23 protein-coding genes are annotated in these 25,560 nt (G+C 70.8%); 5 read left to right on the forward strand and 18 right to left on the reverse strand.

The genetic code is table 11. The features are described 5' to 3' along the window. Window positions 1–9: 9 nt before the first annotated feature. Together ACXJMZ_RS18940 and ACXJMZ_RS18945 are read right to left on the reverse strand one after the other, a co-directional pair. Entirely contained in the window at window positions 10–2,295 is a 2,286-nt protein-coding gene (locus tag ACXJMZ_RS18940) for an immune inhibitor A domain-containing protein (RefSeq protein ID WP_457031251.1), read from the reverse strand. Between the two features lie 427 nt (window positions 2,296–2,722). Beyond that, on the reverse strand, window positions 2,723–5,239 hold the full coding sequence (locus ACXJMZ_RS18945) for an ATP-dependent Clp protease ATP-binding subunit (RefSeq protein WP_457031231.1): 2,517 nt from the start codon (window positions 5,237–5,239) through the stop codon (window positions 2,723–2,725). A gap of 451 nt (window positions 5,240–5,690) precedes the next feature. Here ACXJMZ_RS18945 and ACXJMZ_RS18950 point away from each other — a divergent pair, with 451 nt between their 5' ends. Beyond that, window positions 5,691–6,164, forward strand: a complete 474-nt coding sequence (locus ACXJMZ_RS18950) for a hypothetical protein (RefSeq protein ID WP_457031232.1) — start codon at window positions 5,691–5,693, stop codon at window positions 6,162–6,164. 7 nt (window positions 6,165–6,171) lie between these two features. Here ACXJMZ_RS18950 and ACXJMZ_RS18955 read toward each other — a convergent pair whose 3' ends face one another. The 15 genes from ACXJMZ_RS18955 to ACXJMZ_RS19025 all read right to left on the reverse strand — a co-directional run bounded on the left by ACXJMZ_RS18955 (window position 6,172) and on the right by ACXJMZ_RS19025 (window position 20,070). Next, window positions 6,172–6,522 carry a histone-like nucleoid-structuring protein Lsr2 gene (locus ACXJMZ_RS18955; protein ID WP_457031233.1) on the reverse strand — a complete coding sequence of 117 codons (351 nt, stop codon included), beginning with the start codon at window positions 6,520–6,522 and terminating at the stop codon, window positions 6,172–6,174. Window positions 6,523–6,636: 114 nt separating this feature from the next. Then, window positions 6,637–7,164 carry an amino-acid N-acetyltransferase gene (locus tag ACXJMZ_RS18960; protein ID WP_403040972.1) on the reverse strand — a complete coding sequence of 176 codons (528 nt, stop codon included), beginning with the start codon at window positions 7,162–7,164 and terminating at the stop codon, window positions 6,637–6,639. Window positions 7,165–7,182: 18 nt separating this feature from the next. Beyond that, window positions 7,183–7,587, reverse strand: a complete 405-nt coding sequence (locus tag ACXJMZ_RS18965) for a BlaI/MecI/CopY family transcriptional regulator (protein WP_057231720.1) — start codon at window positions 7,585–7,587, stop codon at window positions 7,183–7,185. A 102-nt stretch (window positions 7,588–7,689) separates the two neighbouring features. Continuing rightward, window positions 7,690–7,839 carry a hypothetical protein gene (locus ACXJMZ_RS18970; protein WP_403040970.1) on the reverse strand — a complete coding sequence of 50 codons (150 nt, stop codon included), beginning with the start codon at window positions 7,837–7,839 and terminating at the stop codon, window positions 7,690–7,692. A 4-nt stretch (window positions 7,840–7,843) separates the two neighbouring features. Next, window positions 7,844–9,403: a bifunctional lysylphosphatidylglycerol synthetase/lysine--tRNA ligase LysX gene (gene lysX, locus ACXJMZ_RS18975; RefSeq protein WP_457031234.1), complete on the reverse strand. Its 1,560-nt coding sequence runs from the start codon at window positions 9,401–9,403 to the stop codon at window positions 7,844–7,846. Beyond that, the gene (locus ACXJMZ_RS18980; RefSeq protein ID WP_457031235.1) at window positions 9,400–11,136 is read right to left on the reverse strand and encodes a hypothetical protein; all 1,737 of its coding nucleotides are present in this window, start codon (window positions 11,134–11,136) and stop codon (window positions 9,400–9,402) included. Before ACXJMZ_RS18980 ends, lysX begins: the two co-directional genes overlap by 4 nt. Before the next feature lie 188 nt (window positions 11,137–11,324). Next, entirely contained in the window at window positions 11,325–12,017 is a 693-nt protein-coding gene (locus ACXJMZ_RS18985; RefSeq protein WP_082598297.1) for a hypothetical protein, read from the reverse strand. Window positions 12,018–12,184: 167 nt separating this feature from the next. Beyond that, the gene (locus ACXJMZ_RS18990) at window positions 12,185–12,979 is read right to left on the reverse strand and encodes a type III pantothenate kinase (protein WP_403040966.1); all 795 of its coding nucleotides are present in this window, start codon (window positions 12,977–12,979) and stop codon (window positions 12,185–12,187) included. Window positions 12,980–13,003: 24 nt separating this feature from the next. Next, window positions 13,004–13,978 (reverse strand): carboxylating nicotinate-nucleotide diphosphorylase, encoded by a 975-nt coding sequence (nadC, locus tag ACXJMZ_RS18995; protein WP_457031236.1) that lies wholly within the window; start codon window positions 13,976–13,978, stop codon window positions 13,004–13,006. A 63-nt stretch (window positions 13,979–14,041) separates the two neighbouring features. After that, a complete protein-coding gene (locus tag ACXJMZ_RS19000) occupies window positions 14,042–15,724 on the reverse strand; it encodes an L-aspartate oxidase (protein WP_457031237.1) in 1,683 nt (560 codons plus the stop codon). A gap of 13 nt (window positions 15,725–15,737) precedes the next feature. Beyond that, the gene (panD, locus tag ACXJMZ_RS19005) at window positions 15,738–16,187 is read right to left on the reverse strand and encodes an aspartate 1-decarboxylase (protein ID WP_057231713.1); all 450 of its coding nucleotides are present in this window, start codon (window positions 16,185–16,187) and stop codon (window positions 15,738–15,740) included. Window positions 16,188–16,242: 55 nt separating this feature from the next. Further along, entirely contained in the window at window positions 16,243–17,142 is a 900-nt protein-coding gene (gene panC, locus ACXJMZ_RS19010; protein ID WP_457031238.1) for a pantoate--beta-alanine ligase, read from the reverse strand. Next, window positions 17,142–18,089, reverse strand: coding sequence for a Rossmann-like and DUF2520 domain-containing protein (locus tag ACXJMZ_RS19015; RefSeq protein WP_457031239.1), 948 nt, complete (start codon window positions 18,087–18,089; stop codon window positions 17,142–17,144). Before ACXJMZ_RS19015 ends, panC begins: the two co-directional genes overlap by 1 nt. Window positions 18,090–18,173: 84 nt before the next feature. Continuing rightward, entirely contained in the window at window positions 18,174–18,863 is a 690-nt protein-coding gene (locus ACXJMZ_RS19020) for a response regulator (RefSeq protein ID WP_457031240.1), read from the reverse strand. A gap of 10 nt (window positions 18,864–18,873) precedes the next feature. After that, window positions 18,874–20,070 (reverse strand): sensor histidine kinase, encoded by a 1,197-nt coding sequence (locus ACXJMZ_RS19025; RefSeq protein WP_457031241.1) that lies wholly within the window; start codon window positions 20,068–20,070, stop codon window positions 18,874–18,876. A gap of 105 nt (window positions 20,071–20,175) precedes the next feature. Here ACXJMZ_RS19025 and ACXJMZ_RS19030 point away from each other — a divergent pair, with 105 nt between their 5' ends. Continuing rightward, the gene (locus tag ACXJMZ_RS19030) at window positions 20,176–21,177 is read left to right on the forward strand and encodes an SAM-dependent methyltransferase (protein ID WP_457031242.1); all 1,002 of its coding nucleotides are present in this window, start codon (window positions 20,176–20,178) and stop codon (window positions 21,175–21,177) included. After that, window positions 21,174–22,337 carry an NADH-quinone oxidoreductase subunit D gene (locus tag ACXJMZ_RS19035; protein WP_457031243.1) on the forward strand — a complete coding sequence of 388 codons (1,164 nt, stop codon included), beginning with the start codon at window positions 21,174–21,176 and terminating at the stop codon, window positions 22,335–22,337. Before ACXJMZ_RS19030 ends, ACXJMZ_RS19035 begins: the two co-directional genes overlap by 4 nt. Window position 22,338: 1 nt before the next feature. Here ACXJMZ_RS19035 and ACXJMZ_RS19040 read toward each other — a convergent pair whose 3' ends face one another. Beyond that, on the reverse strand, window positions 22,339–23,121 hold the full coding sequence (locus tag ACXJMZ_RS19040) for a hypothetical protein (RefSeq protein WP_369824199.1): 783 nt from the start codon (window positions 23,119–23,121) through the stop codon (window positions 22,339–22,341). A gap of 230 nt (window positions 23,122–23,351) precedes the next feature. Here ACXJMZ_RS19040 and ACXJMZ_RS19045 point away from each other — a divergent pair, with 230 nt between their 5' ends. Together ACXJMZ_RS19045 and ACXJMZ_RS19050 are read left to right on the forward strand one after the other, a co-directional pair. Then, window positions 23,352–23,699: a hypothetical protein gene (locus ACXJMZ_RS19045; protein WP_457031244.1), complete on the forward strand. Its 348-nt coding sequence runs from the start codon at window positions 23,352–23,354 to the stop codon at window positions 23,697–23,699. 91 nt (window positions 23,700–23,790) lie between these two features. Then, window positions 23,791–25,560, forward strand: a 1,770-nt coding sequence (locus ACXJMZ_RS19050) for a WXG100-like domain-containing protein (protein ID WP_457031245.1), incomplete at its 3' end; no start/stop codon positions are given.

The raw sequence follows: 25,560 nt of genomic DNA on the forward strand, positions 1-25,560 counted from the left end.
GAGCGGAGCTCACTTGCCGGGGCTGACCAGGACCAGGGTCTCGAGCTTGTTCCAGCTCTCGTAGAGGACCGAGATCGCGGTGTTGGTGTTGGGGACCTGGACGCTGCTGTACTGGTTCTCAGCGGACCAGTACTTGTTCTTCGCGTCGTTGAACGAGCTGACGCCCCGCGAGGACGGGATGGTGGTCAGCACGTCGGCCTTGGGGAGCTTCAGGCCGTCGGTGCGCTCGAACCCGAAGGTCGAGTCGTAGCCCTGGATGCGCGGGCGCATCGCGGTGCCGTCGGCCCACTTGAGGGTCTCGGGGTGCGAGTCGACCGGCAGGATCAGGCCCTGGCCCGGGTGGTTGGTGACGTTGTTGTCGCTCTGCGACTTGTCCCACAGCCAGATCAGCAGGCCGTTCTGGTTCGCGTAGTGCGTGACCCAGTCGGGCTTGGCGGCCGAACCGAAGGAGTACGGGCCGGTCTTGAGGGTCTCGTCGTACGAGATGTACTGACGGTTCTCGACCAGGTAGTGCTGCTCGTAGTCCTTCGAGAAGCTGCCGTTGATCCGCGAGAAGCCGACCGCGGTCCAGCCGTTGTCGCCGTTCTCCACCGTGTCGGTGAAGACCGGGGCACCGTTCGCGCTGACGACGATGTTGTCGAGCGCGAGGCCCTTGAGGTGCACGCCACCGTCGGTGGTGTAGTGGAACCGGACCTTGACGGCCTTGCCGGCGTAGGCGTCCAGCGAGTAGGACAGGTCGCCCCACTTGCCGGCCGAGTCACCGGTCAGACCGGCGTTGCCGGCCGGGTCGGCCGGGATGGCCGTTCCGTTGAACGTGCCGTTGACGGCAGTCCACTTGGTGCCACCGTCGGTCGAGACCTCGGCGTAGGCGTAGTCGTAGTCCTGCTCGATGTCGTACCAGGCCTTGGCCGACAGGCTGGCCGAGGTCTTGCCGGTCAGGTCGACATCACGGGCCACCGAGACGTTCAGGTCGTCGGCGCTGCCGCTCCACCACTCGCCGGCACCCTCGAACGGGGTGTTGATGACGGTGGTGACGGTCTTCTTCGGCAGGTCGACAACCAGCGCCTGCGGGCGCTTGCTGTTGTACTCCGCCGGGCCGAGCAGGTGCGCGGAGTACTTGCCCGCGGCACCCTTCTCGAACTTGAGCCAGCCGAGCTGCAGCTTGCTCCAGACGTCCAGGTCGGCCGGCTTGTCACCGATGGCGTTCTTGCCGGTGCCGAGCCAGGAACCCGAGGACATCAGCGACCAGAAGCCGACCGAGTTGTCGATCCCGCTGCCCGAGGTGTCGTACAGGTCCGGCAGACCGAGGTCGTGGCCGTACTCGTGCGCGAACACACCGAGGCCACCGTTCTCGGCCTGCATGGTGTAGTCACCGGCCCAGATGCCGGTGCCGCCGACCGGGGTGCCACCCAGCTTGTTGTAGTCCGGGCCGGTCTGGCCCTGCTGGGTGCCGTAGGCGTAGGAGCGGTGGGCCCAGAGCGCGTCGGTGCCCTGGACGCCGCCACCGGCGGACTGGTCCTCACCGGCGTGCACGATCTGGAAGTGGTCGATGTAACCGTCGGGCTCGTTGAAGTTGCCGTCGTGGTCGTAGTCGTACCGGTCCCACTGGTCGTACTGGGCGATCTGCGCCTTGATCTGCTCGTCCGTCTGGCCCTTGGCCTTCTGGTCGGCGACCCAGGCGTTGATGCCGTCGCGGATCAGGTCCTGCGCGTTGTTGCAGACGTGCTGACCGCAGTAGTCCGAGCCGTAACGGGCCTCGTTCCACGGCACCTTGACCCAGTCGGTGACCTGGCCGTCGACCGAGTAACGGCCGGAGGACTGACGCTCGTAGTAGGTCTTGAGCGAGTCCTTGGTGGTGCTGAAGTACATGTCCTGGTAGTGCTCGCGGTTGTAATCCGCGCGCCAGTCCGTGGAGTTGTCCTTCGTGCGGTCCGGCTCCGCGATCATGTTGCGCTGCGGGCCGGGCTGGCCACCGTACTTGACGTTGCCGTTGGGCAGCTTGGTGGTGTTGTCCACCTGGTCGCTGAACTCGACCAGGACGGTGAAAATCTTGTCGGTGCGCTCGCGGGCGAGCTCGACGAACTTGTCGCGGCCCAGCTTGACGCTGGTGCTGCCGCCGTGGGTCTCGACCTTGGCGGTGCCGTTCACCAGCTGCTCGACGGCGGCCTTCTGCTCGGCCTCCATCTTGGCGGTGAGCGGACCGGCAAGGTTGTGGTCCACGTGTGCAGTCTGCACAGCGTCGGCCGGGTCATTCGCGACCGTGACCGGCGCGGCGGTAGCCGTAGCCGGCAGCATTCCCGCGCCGAGCGCGGCGATTACCGCCACGGCTGCGGTCGCCGCAGCGGCCTTCTTGGATATCTTCAACGTGGTGACGTCCTCCCCATACCGGCCGAGCTCATGGCCCCGCCGGTGAACCAATGAAAGACAGGTGGACGACATTTGATCCAAGGGTGAGCAAAAAAGAAAGACCTTGACCATGACATGGCCACGGCGCTATGCTCCGCCGCTTCTATCACCTGATCATCTGTCAAATGCCGGAGCAGAACCGCCCGCTGGGCGCATCCATCGCATCCGAACCGTCCTGGCTATCCGTCGAACGGCGGGGAGTACCGTGCGGTTCATCACAAGAATTGTGACCTGGGGATGAACGGGGCGGGCATGGCAAAAGGGCCCCTGCCCTGGCGCTATGGCCAGTGCAGGGGCCCTTTCGGGGCCGGTGCTGTTACTTGGTCAGATCAGGACCGGCCGAGGCGACCGCCGCGGGAGAGTCCGCCACCGGCGACTTCTCCTCGCCGCGGAAGGTGAACTTGGCTTCCTTGCCCTCACCCTCGACCCCGACGACCACGATGTGGCCGGCCCGCAGCTCGCCGAAGAGGATCTTCTCGGACAGGTGGTCCTCGATCTCGCGCTGGATGGTGCGCCGCAGCGGACGCGCACCCAGCAGCGGGTCGTAACCACGCTTGGCCAGCAGCTTCTTGGCCTCGACGCTGAGCTCCAGGCCCATGTCGCGGTCCTTGAGCCGGCCGTCCACCTTGTCGATCATCAGGTCGACGATCTGGATGATGTCGTCCTCGGACAGCTGGTGGAAGACCACGATGTCGTCGACACGGTTCAGGAACTCGGGGCGGAAGTGCTGCTTGAGCTCCTCGCTGACCTTCGCCTTCATCCGCTCGTACCCGGTGGCGGCGTCACCCGTGGCCGCGAAGCCGAGGTTGAAGCCCTTGGAGATGTCCCGGGTGCCGAGGTTGGTGGTCATGATGATGACGGTGTTCTTGAAGTCGACAACTCGACCCTGGGAGTCGGTCAGACGACCGTCCTCCAGGATCTGCAGCAGCGAGTTGAAGATGTCCGGGTGGGCCTTCTCGACCTCGTCGAAGAGAACCACCGAGAACGGCTTGCGGCGCACCTTCTCGGTGAGCTGGCCGCCCTCCTCGTACCCGACATAGCCGGGAGGCGAGCCGAACAGCCGCGAGACGGTGTGCTTCTCGCTGAACTCCGACATGTCGAGGGAGATCAGCGCGTCCTCGTCGCCGAACAGGAACTGCGCCAGCGTCTTGGAGAGCTCGGTCTTACCGACACCGGACGGACCGGCGAAGATGAACGAACCGCCGGGACGCTTCGGGTCCTTGAGGCCCGCACGCGTACGCCGGATGGCCTTCGAGAGCGCCTTGATGGCGTCCGTCTGGCCGATGACGCGCTTGTGCAGCTCGTCCTCCATGCGCAGCAGCCGCGAGGACTCCTCCTCGGTGAGCTTGAAGACCGGGATGCCGGTGGCGGTGGCCAGGACCTCCGCGATCAGCTCCTCGTCCACCTCGGCGACGACGTCCATGTCGCCGGCCTTCCACTCCTTCTCCCGCTTCGCCTTCGCGGTGAGGAGCTGCTTCTCGTCGTCGCGCAGCGAGGCGGCCTTCTCGAAGTCCTGCGCATCGATCGCGCTCTCCTTCTCCCGGCGCACGTCGGCGATCTTCTCGTCGAACTCGCGCAGGTCCGGCGGCGCGGTCATCCGGCGGATCCGCATCCGGGAACCGGCCTCGTCGATCAGGTCGATCGCCTTGTCCGGCAGGAAGCGGTCCGAGATGTACCGGTCGGCCAGGGTGGCGGCGGCGACCAGCGCGGCATCGGTGATGGACACCCGGTGGTGCGCCTCGTAGCGGTCCCGCAGACCCTTGAGGATCTCGATGGTGTGCGGCAGCGACGGCTCCGCGACCTGGATCGGCTGGAACCGGCGCTCGAGCGCCGCGTCCTTCTCCAGGTGCTTGCGGTACTCGTCCAGCGTGGTGGCACCGATGGTCTGGAGCTCACCGCGGGCCAGCATCGGCTTGAGGATCGACGCCGCGTCGATCGCACCCTCGGCGGCGCCCGCGCCGACCAGGGTGTGCAGCTCGTCGATGAACAGGATGATGTCGCCGCGGGTGCGGATCTCCTTGAGCACCTTCTTCAGGCGCTCCTCGAAGTCACCGCGGTAGCGGGAGCCCGCGACCAGCGCGCCGAGGTCAAGCGTGTAGAGCTGCTTGTCCTTCAGCGTCTCCGGGACCTCGCCCTTGACGATCGCCTGGGCCAGGCCCTCGACCACGGCGGTCTTGCCGACGCCGGGCTCGCCGATCAGCACGGGGTTGTTCTTGGTGCGGCGGGACAGCACCTGCATGACCCGCTCGATCTCCTTCTCGCGCCCGATAACCGGGTCGAGCTTGGCCTCGCGGGCAGCCTGGGTGAGGTTGCGCCCGAACTGGTCCAGGACCAGCGAGGTGGAGGGGGTGCCCTCGGCGGGGCCGCCGGCCGTGGCCGACTCCTTGCCGGTGCCCTGGTAACCGGAGAGCAGCTGGATGACCTGCTGACGCACCCGGTTGAGGTCGGCACCCAGTTTCACCAGGACCTGGGCGGCGACGCCCTCGCCCTCGCGGATGAGGCCGAGCAGGATGTGCTCGGTGCCGATGTAGTTGTGGCCGAGCTGAAGGGCCTCGCGGAGCGACAGCTCCAGGACCTTCTTCGCCCGAGGTGTGAAGGGAATGTGGCCGGACGGGGCCTGCTGGCCCTGACCGATGATCTCTTCGACCTGCTGGCGGACGGCCTCAAGAGAGATCCCGAGGCTCTCCAGGGCCTTGGCGGCGACACCCTCGCCCTCGTGGATCAGGCCCAGGAGGATGTGCTCGGTGCCGATGTAGTTGTGGTTGAGCATCCGGGCTTCTTCCTGAGCCAGGACGACAACCCGCCGCGCGCGGTCGGTGAACCTCTCGAACATCGTTTATCGCTCCTCAGAGCGGTCGGGCAGTTCGGGGACTGTCCCCGCCCTGTCCTTCCGCATGCTAGTCCCGCTCAGCGGCGCGGCTCACGGATCAACTCCACCCTCGTGGAGCCTTTCATGCTGCGCGACCAGCCGACACCATTCCCAACCTGATGCTGGGAGACGGTGTTCCCACAGCAGGGCCTGATGCACCCGATACCGCTACGCCATCGGCGAACAACGCCCACCGAGGACTCGGACAGCTGGTCTCGCGATCTGCTCGGCCGGGGCCTTCGGCCCCACCCACCTGCATTCATACCCGGTATTCCGGCGAGTTTCGCGCAGTTTCCCCGGTGGCGGTGTTCGCCTGGCGAGAAGTCCACCGTGGCTGACGGTGGATCAGATCGGGCTCGCGGCCGTTCAGGTGGTGGCCGCGTGACCGCTCCGCCCCTCCAGCGTTGCACAGCCCATGACGGTTCCGTCGGTCCTGACCGGGCTCTGCCCCGTCCCGCTCGCCGCACTGCTGGACTCCGACCGGGTCGAGGTGCGCCGGCCGGTCGGGCTGGCGTCGCTCGCCCGGCTGGACCGCCTCGGGCGGCCGTCGGGGCCGGTGGTGGCCCGGGGTGACCGGGTCGCCTTCCTGCTGGCACCGGACACCGCGGAGGCGGTGCCGGAGCTGCTGCACTGGCTGGGCTGGGGAGCCGAGTTGCGGCTCGGCCTCACCGCCCGGGCGGCCGAGCCGGCCAGGGTGCCACGGCCGCGGGGCGCGGAGGAGGCTCCTCCACGCCCCGCGGCACACCCCGACGGCCGACCGGCGGTCTGGCTGCGCCCGGCCGGTCCGGCTGCCGGACTGGACCTGCGCTCGCCCGATCTGCTGCGACTGCTCGACTGCCTGGCCGATGCCTGCGCCCGGGACCTGATGGGGCTGGCACCGGCCTCCTGACCTCAGGTCAGGAGGGGTTCGCCAGCTCGTACGCCTCGCGCACGTTGCTCGGGACACGGCCGCGGTCGTTGACCTCGAAGCCGTTCTCCTTGGCCCACGCGCGGATCTTCGCGGTGTCCGGCGCACCCGCCGCCGGGCGGCCCGCGCCGCGAGCGGTGCCCCGACGCGCCCCGGCCAGTCGGCCGCTCTGCTTGCGGCCCTTGTCGACATACGGGGCCAGCAGCCCGCGCAGCTTGTCCGCGTTCGCGCTCTTCAGGTCGATCTCGTAGGCCACGCCGTCCAGGGCGAACGTCACGGTCTCGTCCGCCGAGCCGCCGTCGAGATCGTCTTCAAGAATGACCTGCACCCTCTGTGCCACGGGCTTCCCTTTCCGCTAAACGACCTATTGCCTAGAGAAAGGAAAGCGTCTTTTCCGTGAAAACACAAACCCCTGGGTGGTCCGAAGGTGTCGGCCGAGCTGTTCCGCAGGTCTTCAGAGCCGCAGCAGCATCCTTGAGTTGCCCAGCGTGTTGGGCTTCACCCGCTCCAGATCGAGGAACTCCGCGACTCCTTCGTCGTACGAACGTAGAAGCTCCTCATAGACATCCGTAGCGATCGCCGCCGGGTCTGACGTATCATCATCGGTTTCGCCGATCTCGACGAAACCGTGTTTCGCGAAGAAGGAGACCTCGAACGTCAGGCAGAAAATCCGACGGACACCCAGCCAGCGGGCGGTGTGCACCAGCTTCTCCAGCAGCAGATGGCCGACCCCCAGGCCCTTGCAGGACGGATCGACCGCCAGGGTGCGGACCTCGGCCAGGTCCTCCCACATCACGTGCAGTGCGCCGCAGGCGACCACCAGGCCGGTGTCGTCGCGCTCGGCGACCCAGAACTCCTGTACGGACTCGAACAGCGTCACGGTCGGCTTGTCGAGCAGAATGCCGTCCCGTGAGTAGCCGTCGATGAGCCGCCGCACTGCTCGCACGTCGCTGGTCCGCGCCCGGCGGATGGTGACCTCCATGGCGGGACGCTATCGTGCTCAGGCGCTTCCGGTCTCCCCGGTATCGACTTCGCTATCGGCAGGTGCCGGCGCGGTGACCCGGAGTGCGTCCCGGAGTGCCTCGCGCTGCTCGGGCGACATCAGCCCGAAGAAGTGAACCAGTGCCGCGGCCGGATTGTCACTGGTGGCCCAGGCGTCGTTCATGAGTGCCGCGGTGTATGCCTCGCGGGACGAGACCGGCTCATATACATAGGCGCGACCGACCTGCTCGCGCCGGAGCCAGCCCTTTCTGAAGAGCTTGTCGAGCACCGTCATGACGGTGGTGTACGCGATTTCGCGTTCCGACCGCAGATCCTGCAGAACCTCGCGAACCGTGACCGGGCGGTTCCACTGCCAGACCCTGGTCATGATGTCGTTCTCGAGTTCTCCGAGTTGGCGCACCATAGTCCGGCCAGGATAGGGAGTGATCCGGACAAAGTTTGCTGATTCGGCGCAAACCGGCGCGCCGTCACCCCCAAGGAGTGACGGCGCGTCAGCGGTGTTGCGTTATTCGGCGTTCCGGGCCGCCAGCAGATCGGCGGCGGCGTCCTCCTTGGCGCGCTGGGCGCCGCCCTGCGAGCGGATGATCGCCCGCACCAGGAAGCCGAAGCCGATCGCCATCACCAGCGGGGGAACGATCGCACTGACGTAGTCCACCAGGTCACTCCTCTTCAGAGTCGGAATCCGCCTCGGCCTTGGTGGCCTTGACGGTCGGCTTCACGATCGGGAAGAGCACCGTCTCGCGGATGTTCTTGCCGGTCAGCAGCATGATCAGGCGGTCCACCCCGAGACCGAGACCACCGGTCGGCGGCATCGCGTACTCGAGCGCGCGCAGGAAGTCCTCGTCCACCTGCATCGCCTCGACGTCGCCGCCGGCCGCCAGCAGCGACTGGGCGGTGAGGCGGGCCCGCTGCTCGACCGGGTCGACCAGCTCGGAGTAGGCGGTGCCGATCTCGGTGCCGAAGATGACCAGGTCCCACTTCTCGGCCACACCCGGGATCGAGCGGTGCTGACGGGTCAGCGGCGAGACCTCGGTCGGGTAGTCCTTGATGAAGGTCGGCTTGATCGCGTGGTGCTCGAGCAGCCGCTCGACCATCTCCAGCACGATCTGGCCGTGGCCCCACTCCTTCTCGTACGGGATGCCGGCCTTGTCGGCCAGCTCGCGCAGCTCGGCCACGCCGGTCTCCGGGGTCACCTCGGTGCCCAGGTGCCCGGAGATGCCGGGGTAGACGCTGACCTCGGCCCACGGCTCGGCCAGGTCGATCTCGTGCTCCGCGCCGTCCGGGCCGATGCCGCGCACCACGGTGGTGCCGAGCGCGTCCCGGGCCGCGTTCACGATGGTGGCCCGGATCAGCTCGGCCTGGGTGTCGTAGTCGCCGTACGCCTCGTACGACTCCAGCGAGGTGAACTCGGGGTTGTGGGTCGAGTCCGCGCCCTCGTTGCGGAAGTTGCGGTTGATCTCGAAGACCTTCTCGGCGCCGCCGACCACCAGGCGCTTGAGGTACAGCTCCGGGGCGATCCGCAGGAAGAGGTCGATGTCGTACGCGTTGATGTGGGTGGTGAACGGCCGGGCGTTGGCGCCGCCGTGCACCGGCTGCAGCATCGGGGTCTCCACCTCGATGTAGCCGCGCTCCTCGTAGGTGCGGCGGATCGAGCGGACCACCTTGCTGCGCAGGTAGAGGATCTCCCGGGCCTCCGGGTTCACGATCAGGTCCACGTAGCGCTGGCGGACCCGGGCCTCCGGGTCGGTCAGGCCCTTGTGCTTGTCCGGCAGCGGCCGCAGGCACTTGGCGGTCAGCTCCCAGCGGTCCACCAGCACGGACAGCTCACCGCGCTTGGAGGTGATCACCTCGCCCTCGACACCCACCTGGTCGCCGAGGTCGATGTCGGCCTTCCAGGCCGCCAGCCGCTCCGGGCCCAGCTTGTCCAGGGAGAACATCACCTGGAGGTCGCCCGAGCCGTCCCGCAGGGTGGCGAAGCAGAGCTTGCCGCCGGTCCTGGCCAGCACCACGCGCCCGGTCACACCGGCCCGCTCGCCGGTGGTGACGTCCGGCTCCAGGTCGGGGTGCTTGGCGCGCAGGTCGGCGATGGTGGTGGTGCGCGGGAAGCCGACCGGGTACGGGTCGACGCCGGCCGCCCGGAGCCGGTCCAGCTTCTCGCGCCGGACGCGCATCTGCTCGGGAAGGTCGTCGGTCGCGGGGATGCTGTTCTGATCGCTCACCCCACCAGGGTATCGACCGCAACGGGGGTGACCGCCACGGGATATCGCCGCGACACGGCGGCGGCCCCGGAGAGGTCGTCAGAACCTCTCCGGGGCGGGCCGGCGTTCGAGCCACCGCCGGTGGAGGCGAGCGGTCCGGTGGAGGTGCTCGGCGCGGCGGAGGACTTCTGCCCGACCGGGACGGCGGACGCGGACCGGGTGCCGGTCGGCTGGACGGCCGGCGGGGCCTTGGTGGGCGCCTTGGTCGGGGCCGTGGTGGCGGACTTGGTGGGCGTGGCGGTCGGCAGGTTGCCGCTCGCCTGCTCACCCAGCTGGATCGAGCCGAGGTCGTTGGCGGGGTTCTTGTCCCAGTACATCACCGCGGACGGGTGGCCCGGCTCGTAGGAGCTCTGGCTGTTCTGCAGGGAGAACGGGACGGTGGAGTTCACGGCCTCGGCGGTGAGCTCCAGGGTGAAGTCGAAGGTGTACTGGACGCCGTTGAGGGCCCAGGAGGTGTCGTAGCACCTGTAGTAGCCCTGGTCCTTGACGTACTCGCCGTTGACGTAGCCGCCCGGGTGGCACTTCTCCGGGACCGTGGTGGCCTTGACACCCTTGGGCAGCACGAGCTGGACACTGGGCATGGACTCGCCGCCACTGCGGTCGAAGACGCTGCCGGGGCCGCTGTTCAGCAGTCCGACGGTGAGCTTGCCGGTCCGGCCGGCGGCCGTCGGGGCCCACTGGGCGATGGCCGCGAAGTCCGCGCTGTTGTCCGCGTGGACCTCCAGCTCGGCGACGTTGTGGATGCGACCGCCGTAGTTCTCGTCGATGTTCGGACCGCCCACGGTGGCGACCGGCGCCTCGGGCTTGCCGACAAAGGTGAGCCGGGGGCCGGAGCCGGGCTTCAAGCCGTAGGTCTCCCGCATCCAGCGCGTGCTGGTCTCCAGGTTGGCGAGCATCTGGAAGTTCGCGTAGGTGTAGAGGGCGGTGGAGGAGACGCCGAACTGGATCGGGTCCAGCTTCACGGTCTCACCGGGCGCGACCGCGGTGTTGATGGTGCAGATCATCCCGGCCGAGTCGCCCCAGGGGTTCCCCTTGTCGACTCCGTACTCGCAGTTGCCGAACCGCTGCTTGAACTCCAGCCCGTCGGTGGCGTACATCGCGACGATGACCCGGTTGGCGGGCAGCGAGCCCTTGTTGGTGATCTCGAGCGGGGTGCTGACGGTGCTGCCGACCTTGACGTGCTGCTGGGCCGGAATCTCCTTCAGCTCCAGCTTCGGGCCGCCGACGAAGACCTCGACGTCCTGGACCGCCTCCTTGGCGTTGGAGCTGGTCGCCTTGATGTGAAGGACGCCCTTGGCGCCGATCTTGGCGTCCTTGGCCCCGGTCAGCGTCGCATTCTCCGTGAGGTTGATGCGGTCGTACTCCAGCGGCGTCCACTGCTTGCAGGTGTACACGGTGCCGGAGAGGGTGCACTGGCCGCTCAGGGTGAGCTCGGCGACGCCGGTCAGGTCGCGGGTGTCGTAGCTGACCACGACGTCCTTGGCCGCCTCCTTGCCCACGCGGCCGATGTAGAGGGAGAGGTTCCCGCCCGAGTGCGGATCCGGCTTGGCCGTCGGGTCGATCGACATCGCCGCCGGACCCTCCAGCATCAGGCTGAGGTCCGAGGCTGCCGAAGCCGGGAGGGCGGTTCCGGCCAGGGCGAGGATGAGGGCGGTGGCGATGCCGAACGGGCGCGCCAGGCGTATGAGTGGCACTGCTGTCCTTTGGTCACGGGGTCTTCACCTCGCACCCTAGGTTCTCCAAATGTCTGGACAGCGACATGATCTGACGGACGATTCGACCAAGGAGCATCAAGGCGGGGCATCCTGGGCGGGCGCTTTGTCAGATCGTTACGGGACGGCACGCTTGAGGGGAGGCCGAGGCGGCCTCCCCTGAGCGTCCGTCAGCCGGTGGCGAGTTCCAGGTCCTCCTGGGACGGGGCCGGGCTGCCGGGCTCGGCGTGCGTACGGCGGCCGAAGAGTTCGGCGGGGGTGGGCATCCGGCGGGGCGTCGGGCGGGCGTCGGCGGGGTGCTTCGGGGCCACGGCGGGGTCTGTCATCGGGAACCGTCCTCCAGCTGGATCGAAGGGGCCGCCGCTGGGGGGAGCGGCGGGGCTTGGTACGGCCGTCAGGTGCCGTTGGCCGGTGCTGAGGGCGAGGCGTTCGCGGACGTCGGCCTCGGCGATGGCGTGACAGCGGCCCGCCAGCCGGGACCTGCGGGAGCGTTCGCCGCTCCCGCAGGGCAGCCGGGTCAGGGCGCGGAGGGCGGTGAGGTCCTCGGCGTTCGGGAGGTAGCCGTCGGTGATGGCCTCCTCCAGGCGTTCCAGATAACCGGAGACGCTGCCGGGCAGTGCGGCGCGGTAGCGGGAGAGGTCGGCGAGCAGGAACGAGCGCAGTCGCCCGCCCTCCTGGACGGCCTCGTCCACCGCTTCGGCGAGGCGCAGGGCCTCCTGGACGTCCTCGGCCCACAGCTCGCCCGTAGGAGTCGGGTACGGCATGTGGACCGGGTACAGCGCTTGGGCGAGGGCACGGCGCAACACGCGGACTTCGTCGGCGCTGAAGGCCATGCCGCCGCGCGATCCGTGTGGCGTCGGCATGCCACGACAGTACGTGGCGTACGTCCGATTTATGGCGATTGGCGCCGCACTTCTCCCGATTGGCGTATCTGCGGGTGAAATGACGACTCGTCGGCGGCTGCCGGGCCGCAGGGCCGCCGCCTCCGGCCCGGAACGATCAATTCCGCTGCGCCGGAGGCGGGTTGGGGTCAGGCGGTGGCGGGCTTGTTGCGCTCGTAGACCAGCCGGAGGCCGATCAGGGTGAGCCACGGCTCGTGGACGTCGATGGCGCCGGCCTCGCCGAGGACCAGCGGGGCCAGGCCGCCGGTGGCGATCACCTGGACGTCGTCCGGGTCCTTGGCGAGCTCCTTGGCCATCCGCTCGACCAGCCCGTCGACCTGCCCGGCGAAGCCGTACAGGATGCCGGACTGCATGCCCTCGACGGTGTTCTTGCCGATCACGTTCCGGGGCCGGGCCAGCTCGATCTTGCGCAGCTGGGCACCCCGGACGCCGAGCGCCTCGACCGAGATCTCGATGCCCGGGGCGATCGCGCCGCCCACGTAGTCGCCGCGCTCGTTGATCGCGTCGAAGGTGGTCGCGGTGCCGAAGTCGACCACGATGCACGGGCCGCCGTAGAGGTGGTTGGCGGCCAGCGCGTTGACGATCCGGTCGGCGCCGACCTCCTTGGGGTTGTCCATCAGGACGTGCACCCCGGTCTTCACCCCCGGCTCCACGATCACCGCGGGCACGTCGCCGTAGTACCGGCGGGTCACCTCGCGGAGCTCGTGGAGCACGGCGGGTACGGAGGAGCAGATCGCCAGGCCCTCGATCCGGTCCTCGGCCGAGACGATCGGGTGAGAGCCCATCAGGCCCTGCATCAGCACCGCCAGTTCGTCGGCGGTGCGGCGCGGGTCGGTGGAGATCCGCCAGTGCTCCACGATCTCCTCGCCGTCGAACAGGCCGAGCGTGGTCTGGGTGTTGCCGACGTCGATGGTGAGGAGCACGGGGAGGGCCTTCTGCTAGGTGAGTCAGGAAGAGCGGAGATCCAGGCCGATGTCCAGGATCGGCGAGGAGTGGGTCAGGGCGCCGACGGCCAGGTAGTCCACCCCAGTCTGGGCGACCTCGTGCGCGGTGGCCAGGGTCAGCCCGCCCGAAGCCTCCAGCTTGGCCCGGCCGTTGACCAGTTCGACGGCCTGCTTGAGCTCGGCGACGGTGAAGTTGTCGAGCAGGATCAGGTCGGCGCCCGCCTCCAGCACCGGCGGGATCTGGTCGAGGCGGTCCACCTCGATCTCCACCGGTAGCTCCGGGTACGCGGCCCGGACGGCGTTGAACGCCTCGGCGACGCCGCCCGCCGCGATCACGTGGTTGTCCTTCACCAGCGCGGCGTCCGAGAGCGACATCCGGTGGTTGCTGCCGCCGCCCGCGCGGACCGCGAACTTCTCCAGCGAGCGCAGGCCCGGCGTGGTCTTCCGGGTGTCCCTGACCTGCGCCTTGGTGCCCTCCAGGGCATCCGCCCAGGCGCGGGTCGCGGTGGCGATGCCGGACAGCCGGCAGAGCAGGTTCAGCGCGCTGCGCTCGGCGGTGAGCAGGTCGCGGGTGCGGCTGCGGACCGAGAGCAGCACCTGGCCGGCCGCCACCCGGTCGCCGTCCTCGACGTGCCGCTCGACCTCGAACTCCTCCTCGCAGACCAGCGAGACCACGGCCTCGGCGATCCGCAGCCCGGCCACCACGCCGGCCTGACGGGCCGTGAAGTCCGCGGTGGCCACCGCGTCGGCGGGGACGGTCGCGACCGAGGTGACGTCCTCGCCGCCGGCCAGGTCCTCGGCCAGCGCGAGGGTCGCGATGTCCTCCACCTCGACCGGGTCCAGGCCGGCCGCCTCCAGCATCTCCGCGAGCGCCGGGTCCAGGCCGGTCTCGTACGCCTCGCCGTCGCCGCAACCGCAGCCGTCGCCGCAGCCGTCGACCTGGTCGGCGAGCGGGAGTTCCTCGTGGGTGTGGGACATCGAACTGCTCCTAGCTGAGAGTGAGTTGCAGAGTGCGGGTCAAAGGCGAACGTGCCTGACCATTTACCTGGGTGTGACGCCCCCGAGGCCGGCGTCGCCGTTCCCCGAGCCCCTGGAGAGTGCAACTGAGCCGTCTGCGGAAACAAGGATGTGCCGCTGCCAGTTGGCGTCGTCGCGGTCCGGGAAGTCCTCGCGCCAGTGGCAGCCGCGGGTCTCCTCGCGCTGGGCGGCGGCGGCCACCAGCGCGGTGGCGACCAGGTGGAGGTTGGTGGCCTCCCAGCTTTCGACGGCCGGGTCGGCGGACTTCTCGTCGGCGGCGAGCCGGGCCAGGCCGGTGGCGGTGGTGGCCATCGAGCCGGCCGAGCGGAGCACGCCCGCCCCGGTGGACATCAGGTGCTGGATGTCCGCACGGGCCTCGGGGGCGAGCAGCGGGACCGGCCGGGCGGCCCGGGCGCCGGCCACGTCCACCGAGCGCTCGGGGAGTTCGCCGGTGCGGTGACGGGCGGTCAGGTCGGCGGCGATCCGTTCGGCGAAGACCAGGCCTTCCAGGAGGGAGTTGGAGGCCAGCCGGTTGGCGCCGTGCACGCCGGTGCAGGCCACCTCGCCGCAGGCGTACAGGCCGGGCACGGTGGTGCGGCCGAGCAGGTCGGTGCGGATCCCGCCGGAGGCGTAGTGCGCGGCGGGGGCGACCGGGATCAGTTCGGTGACCGGGTCGATGCCGTGCGAGCGGCAGGAGGCCAGGATGGTGGGGAAGCGCTCGGCCCACATCGCGGCGCCGAAGTGCCGTCCGTCCAGGTACATGTGCTCGGTGCCGAGCTCCTGCATCCGGCGGGTGATCGCCTTGGCGACGATGTCCCGGGGGGCCAGCTCGGCCAGCTCGTGCTGCCCGACCATGAAGCGCACCCCGTCGGCGTCCACCAGGTGGGCGCCCTCGCCGCGGACCGCCTCGGAGACCAGCGGCTGCTGGCCCTCGGCCTCGGCCCCGAGCCAGAGCACGGTCGGGTGGAACTGGACGAACTCCAGGTCGGTCACCTCGGCCCCGGCACGCAGGGCGAGCGCCACGCCGTCGCCGGTGGAGACCGCCGGGTTGGTGGTGGCCGAGAAGATCTGGCCCATGCCGCCGGTGGCCAGCACCACGGCGCGGGCCCGGATCGCGCCGACACCGTCCCGCTGGCCCTCGCCCATCACGTGCAGGGTGAGCCCGGCGGCGTGGCCGTCGGCGTCGGTGAGCAGGTCCAACACCAGGGCGTGCTCGATGAGTTCGAGGCCGGGGTCGCTGCGGACGGCGGAGACCAGGGCTCGCGATATCTCCGCCCCGGTGGCGTCGCCGCCGGCGTGCGCGATCCGGCGGCGGTGGTGGCCGCCCTCCCGGGTGAGCAGGATCTCGCCCTCGGCGTCCAGGTCGAAGGCGGCGCCGGTGGCGATCAAGTGCCGTACGGCGTCCGGTCCTTCGGTGACCAGGGTGCGGACGGCCTCTTCGTCGCAGAGCCCGGCCCCGGCCACCAGGGTGTCGGCCAGGTGCTGTTCAGGGGTGTCGCCTTCGCCCAGGGCGGCGGCGATGCCGCCCKGGGCCCAGCGGGTCGAACCGTCGTCGAGCATCGCCTTGGTGACCACCATGGCCCGCAGGCCGGCCTTGCGGACGTTGAGGGCGACGGTGAGTCCGGCCACCCCGGAGCCGACCACGACCACGTCCGTGGTGCTGGTCCAGCCCGGTGCCGGGGCGGTGAGGCGGTGCGAGACGGTCATGTCCTGTTGCTCCTTAGCGCGCGGCCGACGGCGCCGCGTTGTGCCCGTCACCGTACGCCCGGTCCCCGCGCAGCAGCCCGCTGCCCTCGGGGGCGTCGGCGGCGTCGGTGCCGTAGCCGGTGATCCGGTTCTCGCCGTCCACGAAGACCACCCGGGGCACGTACCCCTTGGCCTCGGCGGTCTCCATCTGCCCGTAGGCGATCAGGATGACCAGGTCGCCGGGGTGGACCAGGCGGGCGGCGGCGCCGTTGATGCCGATCACGCCGGAGCCGCGCGGGCCGGCGATCGTGTACGTCTCCAACCGGGCGCCGTTGTTGATGTCGACTATGTGGACCAGCTCCCCGGGGAGCAGGTCGGCGGCGTCGAGCAGGTCCTCGTCCACCGTGACCGAGCCGACGTAGTGCAGGTCGGCCTGGGTCACGGTGGCCCGGTGGATCTTGGACTTGAGCATGGTGCGGAGCATTGGGTCACGCCTCCTGTGAGTGCATGCCTAGGGAACTGCTTACCGGTTACCTGTATTACCGAACGATGATGCGAACGTTGTCGATCAGGCGGGTCGGACCCACCTTCGCGGCGACGGCCAGCACCGCCTCACCCTGGAAGTCCTCGGCGGCTTCGGTGAAGTCGTCCGGGTCGATCAGGGCGAGGTAGTCAAGGGTGACACCCTCGGCGCCGTCCAGGACGGCCGAGGCGGCCGCGAGGACGGCCTTCGGGCCCTGCGCGGCCACGTCGCGGCCGGCCAGCAGCGCCTTGGAGAGGGCGAGTGCCTGCTCCCGCTCGGTCTCCGAGAGGAAGCGGTTGCGAGAGGAGAGCGCCAGGCCGTCGGCCTCGCGGACGGTCGGGACGCCGATCACCTCGACGTCGAAGTCCAGGTCGGCGACCATCCGCTGGATGACCGCGAGCTGCTGGGCGTCCTTCTCGCCGAAGAACGCGAAGTCCGGGTCGGTGATGTGCAGCAGCTTGGCCACCACGGTCAGCACCCCGTCGAAGTGGCCGGGGCGGGAGGCGCCCTCGAACCGCTCGCCCATCGGGCCGCCGGAGATCCGCACCTGCGGGGTCCCGTTCGGGTAGACCTCCTCGGGCAGCGGTGCGAACACCACGTCCGCGCCGTTCTCCTCGGCCAGCCGGACGTCGGCGGCCAGGGTGCGCGGGTAGCGGTCCAGGTCCTCGCCGGCGCCGAACTGAAGGGGGTTCACGAAGATCGTGACGGCCACCCGGCCGTCCTGGCCGACCTGCTTGCGGGCGGCCCGGATCAGCGCGGCGTGGCCCTCGTGCAGCGCGCCCATGGTCATCACCACCGCGTTGTCCACCGGCTGCTCGTCCGGCCAGAAGGCGGGCTCGAAGTCGGCAATCGTGTGGGTCAGCTCGGCCTTGTGCACCTTGGGTGCCTTGCTCGGCTGCTGCTTGCCACGGGCCATCAGATGTTCTCCTCGTTGAGTACGTCCAGCAGCGCAGCCGCCGACTCTTCGTCGAGCGATCCGGAGCGGACCGCCCGCTGCGCCGTGGCGCGGGCCATCGCGCGGTACGCCTGCCCGATGTCCGGGGATACCGTACCGAGCTGGTGCAGGTGGCGCCGGAGCGTCCCGGCGTCGCCCCGGGCGACCGGTCCGGTGAGGGCCGCGTCGCCGGAGCGCAGGCTGTTGTCCAGGGCCGCGCCGAGCAGCGGGCCGAGCAGGCGGCCCGGCTCGGCCACACCCGCGGTCCGGAGCAGTTCGGTGGCCTGGGCGACCAGGGTGACCAGGTGGTTCGCGCCGTGCGCGAGGGCCGTGTGGTAGAGCGGCCGCACCTCCTCGGGCACCCATTCGGGCTCGCCGCCCATCTCCACCACCAGGGCCTCGGCGACCGGCCGCAGCTCCTGAGGGGCCGTCACCCCGAAGGGACAGCCGGCCAGTCGGGCCAGGTCGACGGAGCTGCCGGTGAAGGTCATCGCCGGGTGCAGCGCCAGTGGCAGTGCCCCGGCCCTGGTCGCGGGCTCCAGCACCGCCACGCCGTGCGCCCCCGAGGTGTGCACGATGATCTGCCCCGGCCGGACCGCACCGGTGCTCGCAAGCCCGGTCACCAGGTCGGCCAGCGCGTCGTCCGGGACGGTGAGCAGCACCAGGTCGGCCGCCGCCAGCACCTGCGGCGGGCTGACCAGCCGCACCCCGGGCAGCAGCGCCTCGGCCCGTCGCCGGGAGGTCGCCGACACCCCGGACGCGGCCACCACCCGGTGCCCGGCCAGCTGCAGCGCGGCCCCCAGCGCAGGGCCGACCCGGCCCGTGCCGACCACGCCGACCGCCAGCCGCGCGGGCCGGTTGCCGGGGTCGGCGGGATCACCGAACGGATCGGCCAGTGCCCCGAACTCGGCCTCGTCGAAGGTGCTCACGGCTCGCCGTCGTCCTCACTTCCGTTCCAGTCCTCTGCAGGTACCGGACGTACCGCGCCATTCTACGGCCGCAGGGTGCGGCGGCTACTCCCCGGCGCCCGCGCGGACCAGGCCGGCCTCGTAGGCGAGGACCACGGCCTGGACCCGGTCGCGGAGGTTGAGCTTGGCGAGGATCCGGCCGACGTGGGTTTTGACGGTGGCTTCGGACAGGGTGAGCTTGCTGGCGATCTCGCCGTTCGAGAGGCCCTGGGCGACCAGCAGGAAGACCTCGCGTTCGCGTTCGGTGAGCGGGGCCAGCACGGGGGAGCCGGGGGTGGAGCGGGGGACCGGGAGGACCTCGGCGAAGCGGTCGATCATCCGGCGGGTGGTGGTGGGGGCGACCACGGCGTCGCCGGCGTGCACGGAGCGGATCGCGGCGACCAGCTCGACCGGCGGGACGTCCTTGAGCAGGAAGCCGCTGGCGCCCGCCTTGAGGGCGGCGAAGGCGTACTCGTCCAGGTCGAAGGTGGTCAGGATGAGCACGTGCGGGGCGTCCGGGCGCGGGGCGCCGTCCTCGGTCAGGCAGATCCGGCGGGTGGCCTGGACGCCGTCGAGCCGGGGCATCCGGACGTCCATCAGGATCACGTCGACCTCGGTGTGCTCCAGCACCTGGAGGGCCTGCTGGCCGTCCCCGGCCTCGGCGGCGATCTCGATGTCGCCCTGGGACTGGAGGATCATCCGGAAGCCGGTGCGGAGCAGCTCCTGGTCGTCGACGAGCATCACCCTGATGGTCACGGAGCAGTCCTTACTTGATGGTCTTGAGGGGAAGTACCGCGCGGATCCGGAAGCCCCCGCCGGGCCGGGGCCCGATGTCGAGGCTCCCGCTGACCATGCCGACCCGCTCCCGCATGCCGATCAGACCATGCCCGGGGCCGTCGTCACCACTGACCGTCAGCTGGTCGTCGGTGGAGCCCCGGCCGTCGTCCTCGATCAGCACCTCCAGCTCGCGGTCGCGGAAGTCCACCGCGACCCGGGCCCGGACGTCCGGGCCGCCGTGCTTGCGGACGTTGGTGAGCGCCTCCTGGACGATCCGGTACACCGTCAGTTCGACGCCGCGGGGCAGCTCCTGGGGCTCCCCTGCGCTGTCGAAGTCGACCGGCAGGCCGGCCGTACGGACCTGGTCGAGCAGCTCGGGCAGCTCGGCCACCCCGGGCTGCGGGACGTACTCCTCGGTGGTGTCGGTGGTGCGCAGCACGCCGAGCAGCCGGCGCATCTCGACCAGCGCCTGACGGCCCGTCGAGGCGATGGTGGAGAGCGCCTCCTTGGCCTGCTGCGGGGAGTTGTCCAGCACGTAGGCGGCGCCGTCGGCCTGAACGATCATCACCGAGACGTTGTGCGCCACCACGTCGTGCAGCTCGCGGGCGATCCGGGCCCGCTCCGCCGCGACCGCGATCTTGGCCTGGGCACCGCGCTCGCGCTCCAGCCGGGCGGCCCGGTCCTCCAGCTCGGTCAGGTACGCCCGGCGGACCCGGGTGAGCCGGCCCCAGGCCCAGCAGAGCACGAAGGGGGTGGACATCAGCACGGCGAAGAAGGCCGCCTGCGGGGCACCGGTGATCGAGCTGGAGTTCCGGTCGAAGAACCGCGCCACCGTCAGCGGCCCGGCCGCCAGGCCGGCCCCGAGGGCCAGCCGGGACGTCCACACCGACCCGTAGGCCGCGCCGGTGTACGCGAACACCAGGTAGGCGATGCTCTCCGCGCCCGGGTCGACGCCGACCGCCACCTGGCCGAGGCCGAGGACCACCGCGGCGACCGTGGTCGCGTTCGGGTGCCTCCGCCGGAAGATCATCATCCCGGCGACCAGACCGCCCAGCACGTAGGCGGCGTCCTCCTGCCAGCCGGTCTGGTTGCCGGTGGTGAGCAGGGCGAAACAGGCAAGCAGCAGCGCCCAGGCGGAGTCGACCACCATGGGGTGACGGCGGAACCAGGCGTTGAGTCGGTGCACAGCTCAAGCCTAGGCACCTCGGAGCAGTGGAAAGGTCCGCCGGGAGAGCGATCCGTCCTACTCCGCAGGGTGGAGAGCCGACGTGACGCCGGTAACGTCCGGGGCATGAGTTGGATGCGGTGGCGGACCGCCATGGAGCAGGCGCTGTACGGGGCGGACGGCGGGTTCTACCGCAGGCCGGAGGGCCCGGCGGGGCATTTCAGGACCTCGGTGCACGCCTCGCCGAGGTACGCCGGAGCGGTCACCCGCCTCCTGACGGAGGTGGATGCCGCGCTCGGCCACCCCGAGGAGCTGGCCCTGGTGGACGTCGGGGCCGGCCGGGGCGAGCTGCTGGCCGGTGTGCTGGCGGCGGTCGGCCCCGAGCTGGCCGGGCGGCTGCGCCCGTACGCGGTGGAGCTGGCCGACCGGCCGGCCGGGCTGCCGGAGTCGGTGGTGTGGACGGACCGGCTGCCTGACGGGGTGTCGGGTCTGCTGTTCGCCAACGAGTGGCTGGACAACGTGCCGCTGGACAGCGCGGAGCGGGACGAACAGGGCCTGCGGTACGTGGAGGTGGCGCCGGACGGGACCGAACGGCTCGGCGACGCGGTCGACCGGGCGGATGCCGACTGGGCCGCGCGGTGGTGGCCCGAGGGGCCTCGGGTGGAGCTGGGCGGCCCCCGGGACGCGGCCTGGGCGGCGGCGGTCGGGGCGCTGGAGCGCGGGCTCGCGGTGGCGGTGGACTACGCCCACACCCGGGCCGACCGGCCGCTGTTCGAGACCCTGACGGGGTTTCGGGAGGGACGGGAGGTCCGCCCGGTTCCTGACGGTTCGTGTGATCTCACCGCGCACGTGGCGCTGGACGCGGTGGCCGCCCCCGGCGTCCACAGCCTGTGGACAACCCAGTGCGAGGCGCTCCGGGCGCTCGGGGTGGACGGCGCACGGCCGCCGCTTGCGCTCGCCTCCAGCGACCCGGTGGCGTACCTGCGCGCGCTCGGCGGTGCAGGTGAGGGGGCGGAGCTGACCGACCCCGCCGGGCTCGGCGGTTTCGGCTGGCTGGCCCAGGCTGTCCGGATGCCGGTACCGGAGAGCCTGGCGGGGCTGTCGGGATGGCAGACTCTCACCCCATGAGGGAGACCACGGTCGGCGTCGGCGCGGGTGCGGAGAATCTTGTCGGGGAGCTGGGCACCAGTGACATGGTGCTCAACATCGGCCCGCAGCACCCTTCCACGCACGGTGTGCTGCGGCTGAAGCTGGTGCTGGACGGCGAGCGGATCGTGGCGGCCGAGCCGGTGATCGGCTATATGCACCGGGGCGCCGAGAAGCTCTTCGAGGCCCGCGACTACCGCCAGATCATCATGCTGGCCAACCGGCACGACTGGCTGTCCGCCTTCTCCAACGAGCTGGGCGTGGTGCTCGCGGTCGAGCGGATGCTCGGCATGGAGGTGCCCGAGCGGGCGGTCTGGATCCGCACCATGCTGGCCGAGTTGAACCGGGTGCTCAACCACCTGATGTTCCTCGGCTCGTACCCGCTGGAGCTCGGCGGGATCACCCCGGTCTTCCACGCCTTCCACGGCCGCGAGGAGCTCCAGCACGTGCTGGAGGAGGCCAGCGGCGGCCGGATGCACTACATGTTCAACCGGGTCGGCGGCCTGAAGGAGGACCTGCCGGCCGGCTGGCTGGGCCGGGTCAGGGCGGCGGTCGCCTCGGTCCGCTCGCAGCTGCCGGTCTTCGAGGACCTGGTGCTCGGCAACGAGATCTTCCGGGCCAGGACCGCCGACGTCGGGGTGCTCTCCGCCGAGCACGTGAAGGCGTACGGCGCGAGCGGCCCGATCGCCCGGGCCAGCGGCGTCGACTTCGACCTCCGCCGGGACGAGCCCTACCTGGCGTACGGCGAGCTGCAGGACGTGCTCCGGGTGGTCACCCGGCAGGAGGGCGACTGCCTGGCCCGGTTCGAGTGCCTGCTCGAACAGGCCGTCAACTCGCTCGAGCTGGCCGACGCCTGCCTCGACCGGCTGGCCGAGCTGCCGCCCGGGCCGGTCAACCTGCGGCTGCCCAAGGTGCTCAAGGCCCCCGAGGGCGCCACCTACGCCTGGACCGAGAACCCCCTCGGCATCAACGGCTACTACCTGGTCTCGCGCGGCGACAAGACCCCGTGGCGGCTCAAGCTGCGCTCGGCGTCCTACAACAACATCCAGGCGCTGACCGAGCTGCTGCCCGGGACGCTGGTCGCGGACATGGTGGCGATCCTGGGCTCGATGTTCTTCGTGGTCGGCGACATCGACAAGTAGCTCAGCTGGGGTCGGCCGGGTGCGGGGCCACCGTGATGCCGCCCTTGATCCGCTGCTCGCAGAGCTCGGCGAGCACCGCGTAGCCCTCGGGGCCCATCAGCTCGGTGAGTTCGGGGCGGTAGCTGACGTAGACCGGGTCGGGGCCCTCGTGGGCGTCCGGGCTGCCGGTGCACCACCAGTTCAGGTCGTGGCCGCCGGGGCCCCAGCCGCGGCGGTCGTACTCGCCGATGGTGACCTGCAGGTAGCGGGTGTCGTCGGGGCGGTCGATCCAGTCGTAGGTCCGGCGGACCGGGAGCTGCCAGCAGACGTCCGGCTTGGTCTCCAGCGGCTCCTTGCCCTCCTTGAGGGCGAGGGTGTGCAGCGAGCAGCCCGCGCCGCCGGGGAAGCCGGGGCTGTTCAGGAACAGGCAGGCGCCGTTCACCCGGCGGGTCTGCCGGTCGCCGTCCTCGTCGAGCATGGTGATGCCGCCGTCGACCTTGATCCGGCCCTTGGCGTCGGTGCCGTGCGCGTGGTTCTCCCAGATCTCCGGGGTCAGCCGGGCGGCGTGGCCGATCACCCGCTGCTCGTCGTCCTCGTCGGAGTAGTGCGCGCCGAGCGTGCAGCAGCCGTCCGACTCGCCCCGGCCGGGGCGGATGCCCTGGCAGCCGCGGCCGAAGATGCAGTTCCAGCGCGAGGTGAGCCAGGTCAGGTCGCAGCGGAACACCTGCTCCTCGTCGCCGGGGTCGGCGAACTCCACCCAGGCCCGGGCGAAGTCGAGCGGGACCTCGGGCCGCATGGTCGGCATCGCGAGGTCGATCGTGCCGTTCTTCTTGTCCTTGGACTTCTTGGTACTGGTCTTCTTGCTGTCTGCTGCCACCGGTCAAGGGTATGGCCTGGCGCCGGTGTCCTCCGGTGACGGCCCCGGCGGCCGGTGAAGTTGCGGTGAGAAACCCGGACGGGCCCTGCGACGGTGGCGTTCGCTGCCTCTAGGATGGCGGCCAGGTATCTGCACGGGGGCTCTGGGGGAGTGGGCGGATGGGTAACGGTGGCGCGGGCGAGTTCCTGATCAAGCCATGGGAAGTACGCGGTGAGGGGCGGGAGTTCGAGAAGATCTCGAACGATTTCGCCCGGGCCGCGCAGGCCCTGGACCAAGGCCTGGCCGGACTCGGGACGCCCTGGGGCGGCGACCAGCCCGGCAGTGGGTTCGGCACGGCGTACACCGAGGCACAGGGCATGTTGCTGGCCGGGTTGAACGGGTTGGCCGACCGTCTCGGCGGGATCGGCGCCGGGCTGCACACGATGGCCGAGTCGGTCGACCGGGCCGACGGCGAGGTGAGCGCCGATCTGGCGAAGGTGGACGCGGGCAGACCCCCGGTGATCTGACGCCCCGTCGGGAACCACGGCGGCCCGTCCGTACGTGTTGCTGTCCGTCGCCTTGCTGTCCGTCCCCGCAGAACCCGGAAGGAGGGGCCTGGTGTCCCGAAGCGTGCCCGAGGAACTCGTCCCCGTACTGGCCAGGTTGGGCCATGAGTGGCCGCAGGCCGACGAAGAGGGCCTGCGCCGCGCGGCCGGTGTGTGGCGGGAGTTCGGCGCCGAGGCGGAGCAGCTCAGCCGCCGGGGCGGGGACTCGGCGCAGCGCGTCACCGGCGAGAACTCCGGGAGTTCGGTGGAGGCGTTCGCCGCGCACTGGCGCGGCTTCGCGGGCGGTGGCCGGGGCAGCCTGGACGACGCGCAGACCGCGGCCGAGCTGGTCGGCGCCGCCTTCGAGCGGGCCGCCGGTGCGGTGGACTCGTGCAAGGCGGAGATCATCTCGGCGCTGACCGAGCTGGCCGAGGAGATCAAGCTCGCCCAGAAGGTGGAGGCGGTGGCGCACACCGCGCTCGGCGCGATCGGCGGGGCGGTGGCCGACCTGGTGGTCGGAGCCGGTGAGCTGGTCGCGGTGGAGCTGGCCAAGCACAAGGTCGGCCATCTGCTGGAGGAGCTCGGCCGGGAGATGCAGGAGGGCCTTCAGCAGGCGCTGAAGGAGCCCGCCGTCACCACGCTGGAGCGGATCGCGCAGGCCGACGGGTACGCACCCGCCCGGGCCGCCGGGACGGCCGGTGCGGTCGCCGGTGCGCTGCTCGGCGGGCGGGCGGTGGCCAAGGTCCGGACGCTTTCGGCGGCCGTCGACCGGCACGGCCGCCTGATGACCGATGCCCAGGGCAAGCCGGTGCTGGTCGACGAGCAGGGCAAGCAGGTGCAGGGCGTCGAGGGCGTCACGGTCGCCAGGGACGAGCAGGGTCGGCCGGTGCTCGGCGCGGACGGCAATGCCCTGGTGGTCGGCCAGGACGGCAAGCCGGTGGTCGGCCTGGCGGTCGGCGCGGACGGCAAGCCGCTGCGGGACGGTCACGGCGGGCTGGCGCTGGTCGGGGCCGGCGGCCTGATAGCGGCAGCCGGGGTCTCGGTGGCGCTCGGCCACGACGGCAGGCCGCTGGTCGGCACCGACGGCGAGGTCGTGGTGCTGGACCAGAACGGTGCGCCGGTCCGCGGCACGGACGGCCACGTCGCCAAGGTGGACGCGAACGGTCAGCTGGTCACCGACTCCCACGGGCGGCCGGTGATGGTGGACGACCACGGCGCCACGGTGCACGGTCCGGCCAAGCCGGACACGGGCGTCGGGGTGCACCTCGGCGGGGTCGGGGTCGATCTGCAGGTCGGCCCGGGCGGCGTGGACGCGGACATCGAGCTGAAGGAGCACAGCGCCAACGGCAAGGGCCCGCACGCCCAGGGCCCGCACGCCCAGGTCGAGGTGCAGGCCGGGCCGCTGGCGGCCTCGGTGCAGGCCGCGGCACCGTCGAGCGGCCAGAGCGGTGGCTACGGCGGTGGCGGTCACGGCGGTGGCGGCCACAGCAGCGGGTACGGCAGCAACGACGGCTGGGGTACCAGCAGCCCGTCGCACCGTTCGGAGGCCGCCCCGTCCGGTGGCTACGGGCCGCAGCGCCCGACCGTCTCGGTGGACTACGACTACGACTACGGCTATGAGTCGGCCCCGGCCGCCCCGGTGCACCACGGCCCGGCCTCGGTCCGGACCGACTCGGTGGCGGTCGCACCGTCGCCGGTGACGGCGGGCCCGGTCTTCGGTGACGGTTCGTCGGCTCCGGTGGGCGTCGGCCGTGGGCCCGGCGCCGAGGCGCCGATGCCGGGCGGCGGCGGTCCGTCGTCCGGGCCCGGCCCGGTCGGCGGTGGCGCTCCCGGCGTCCCGGCC

It is taken from the genome of Kitasatospora sp. P5_F3, assembly GCF_054049135.1.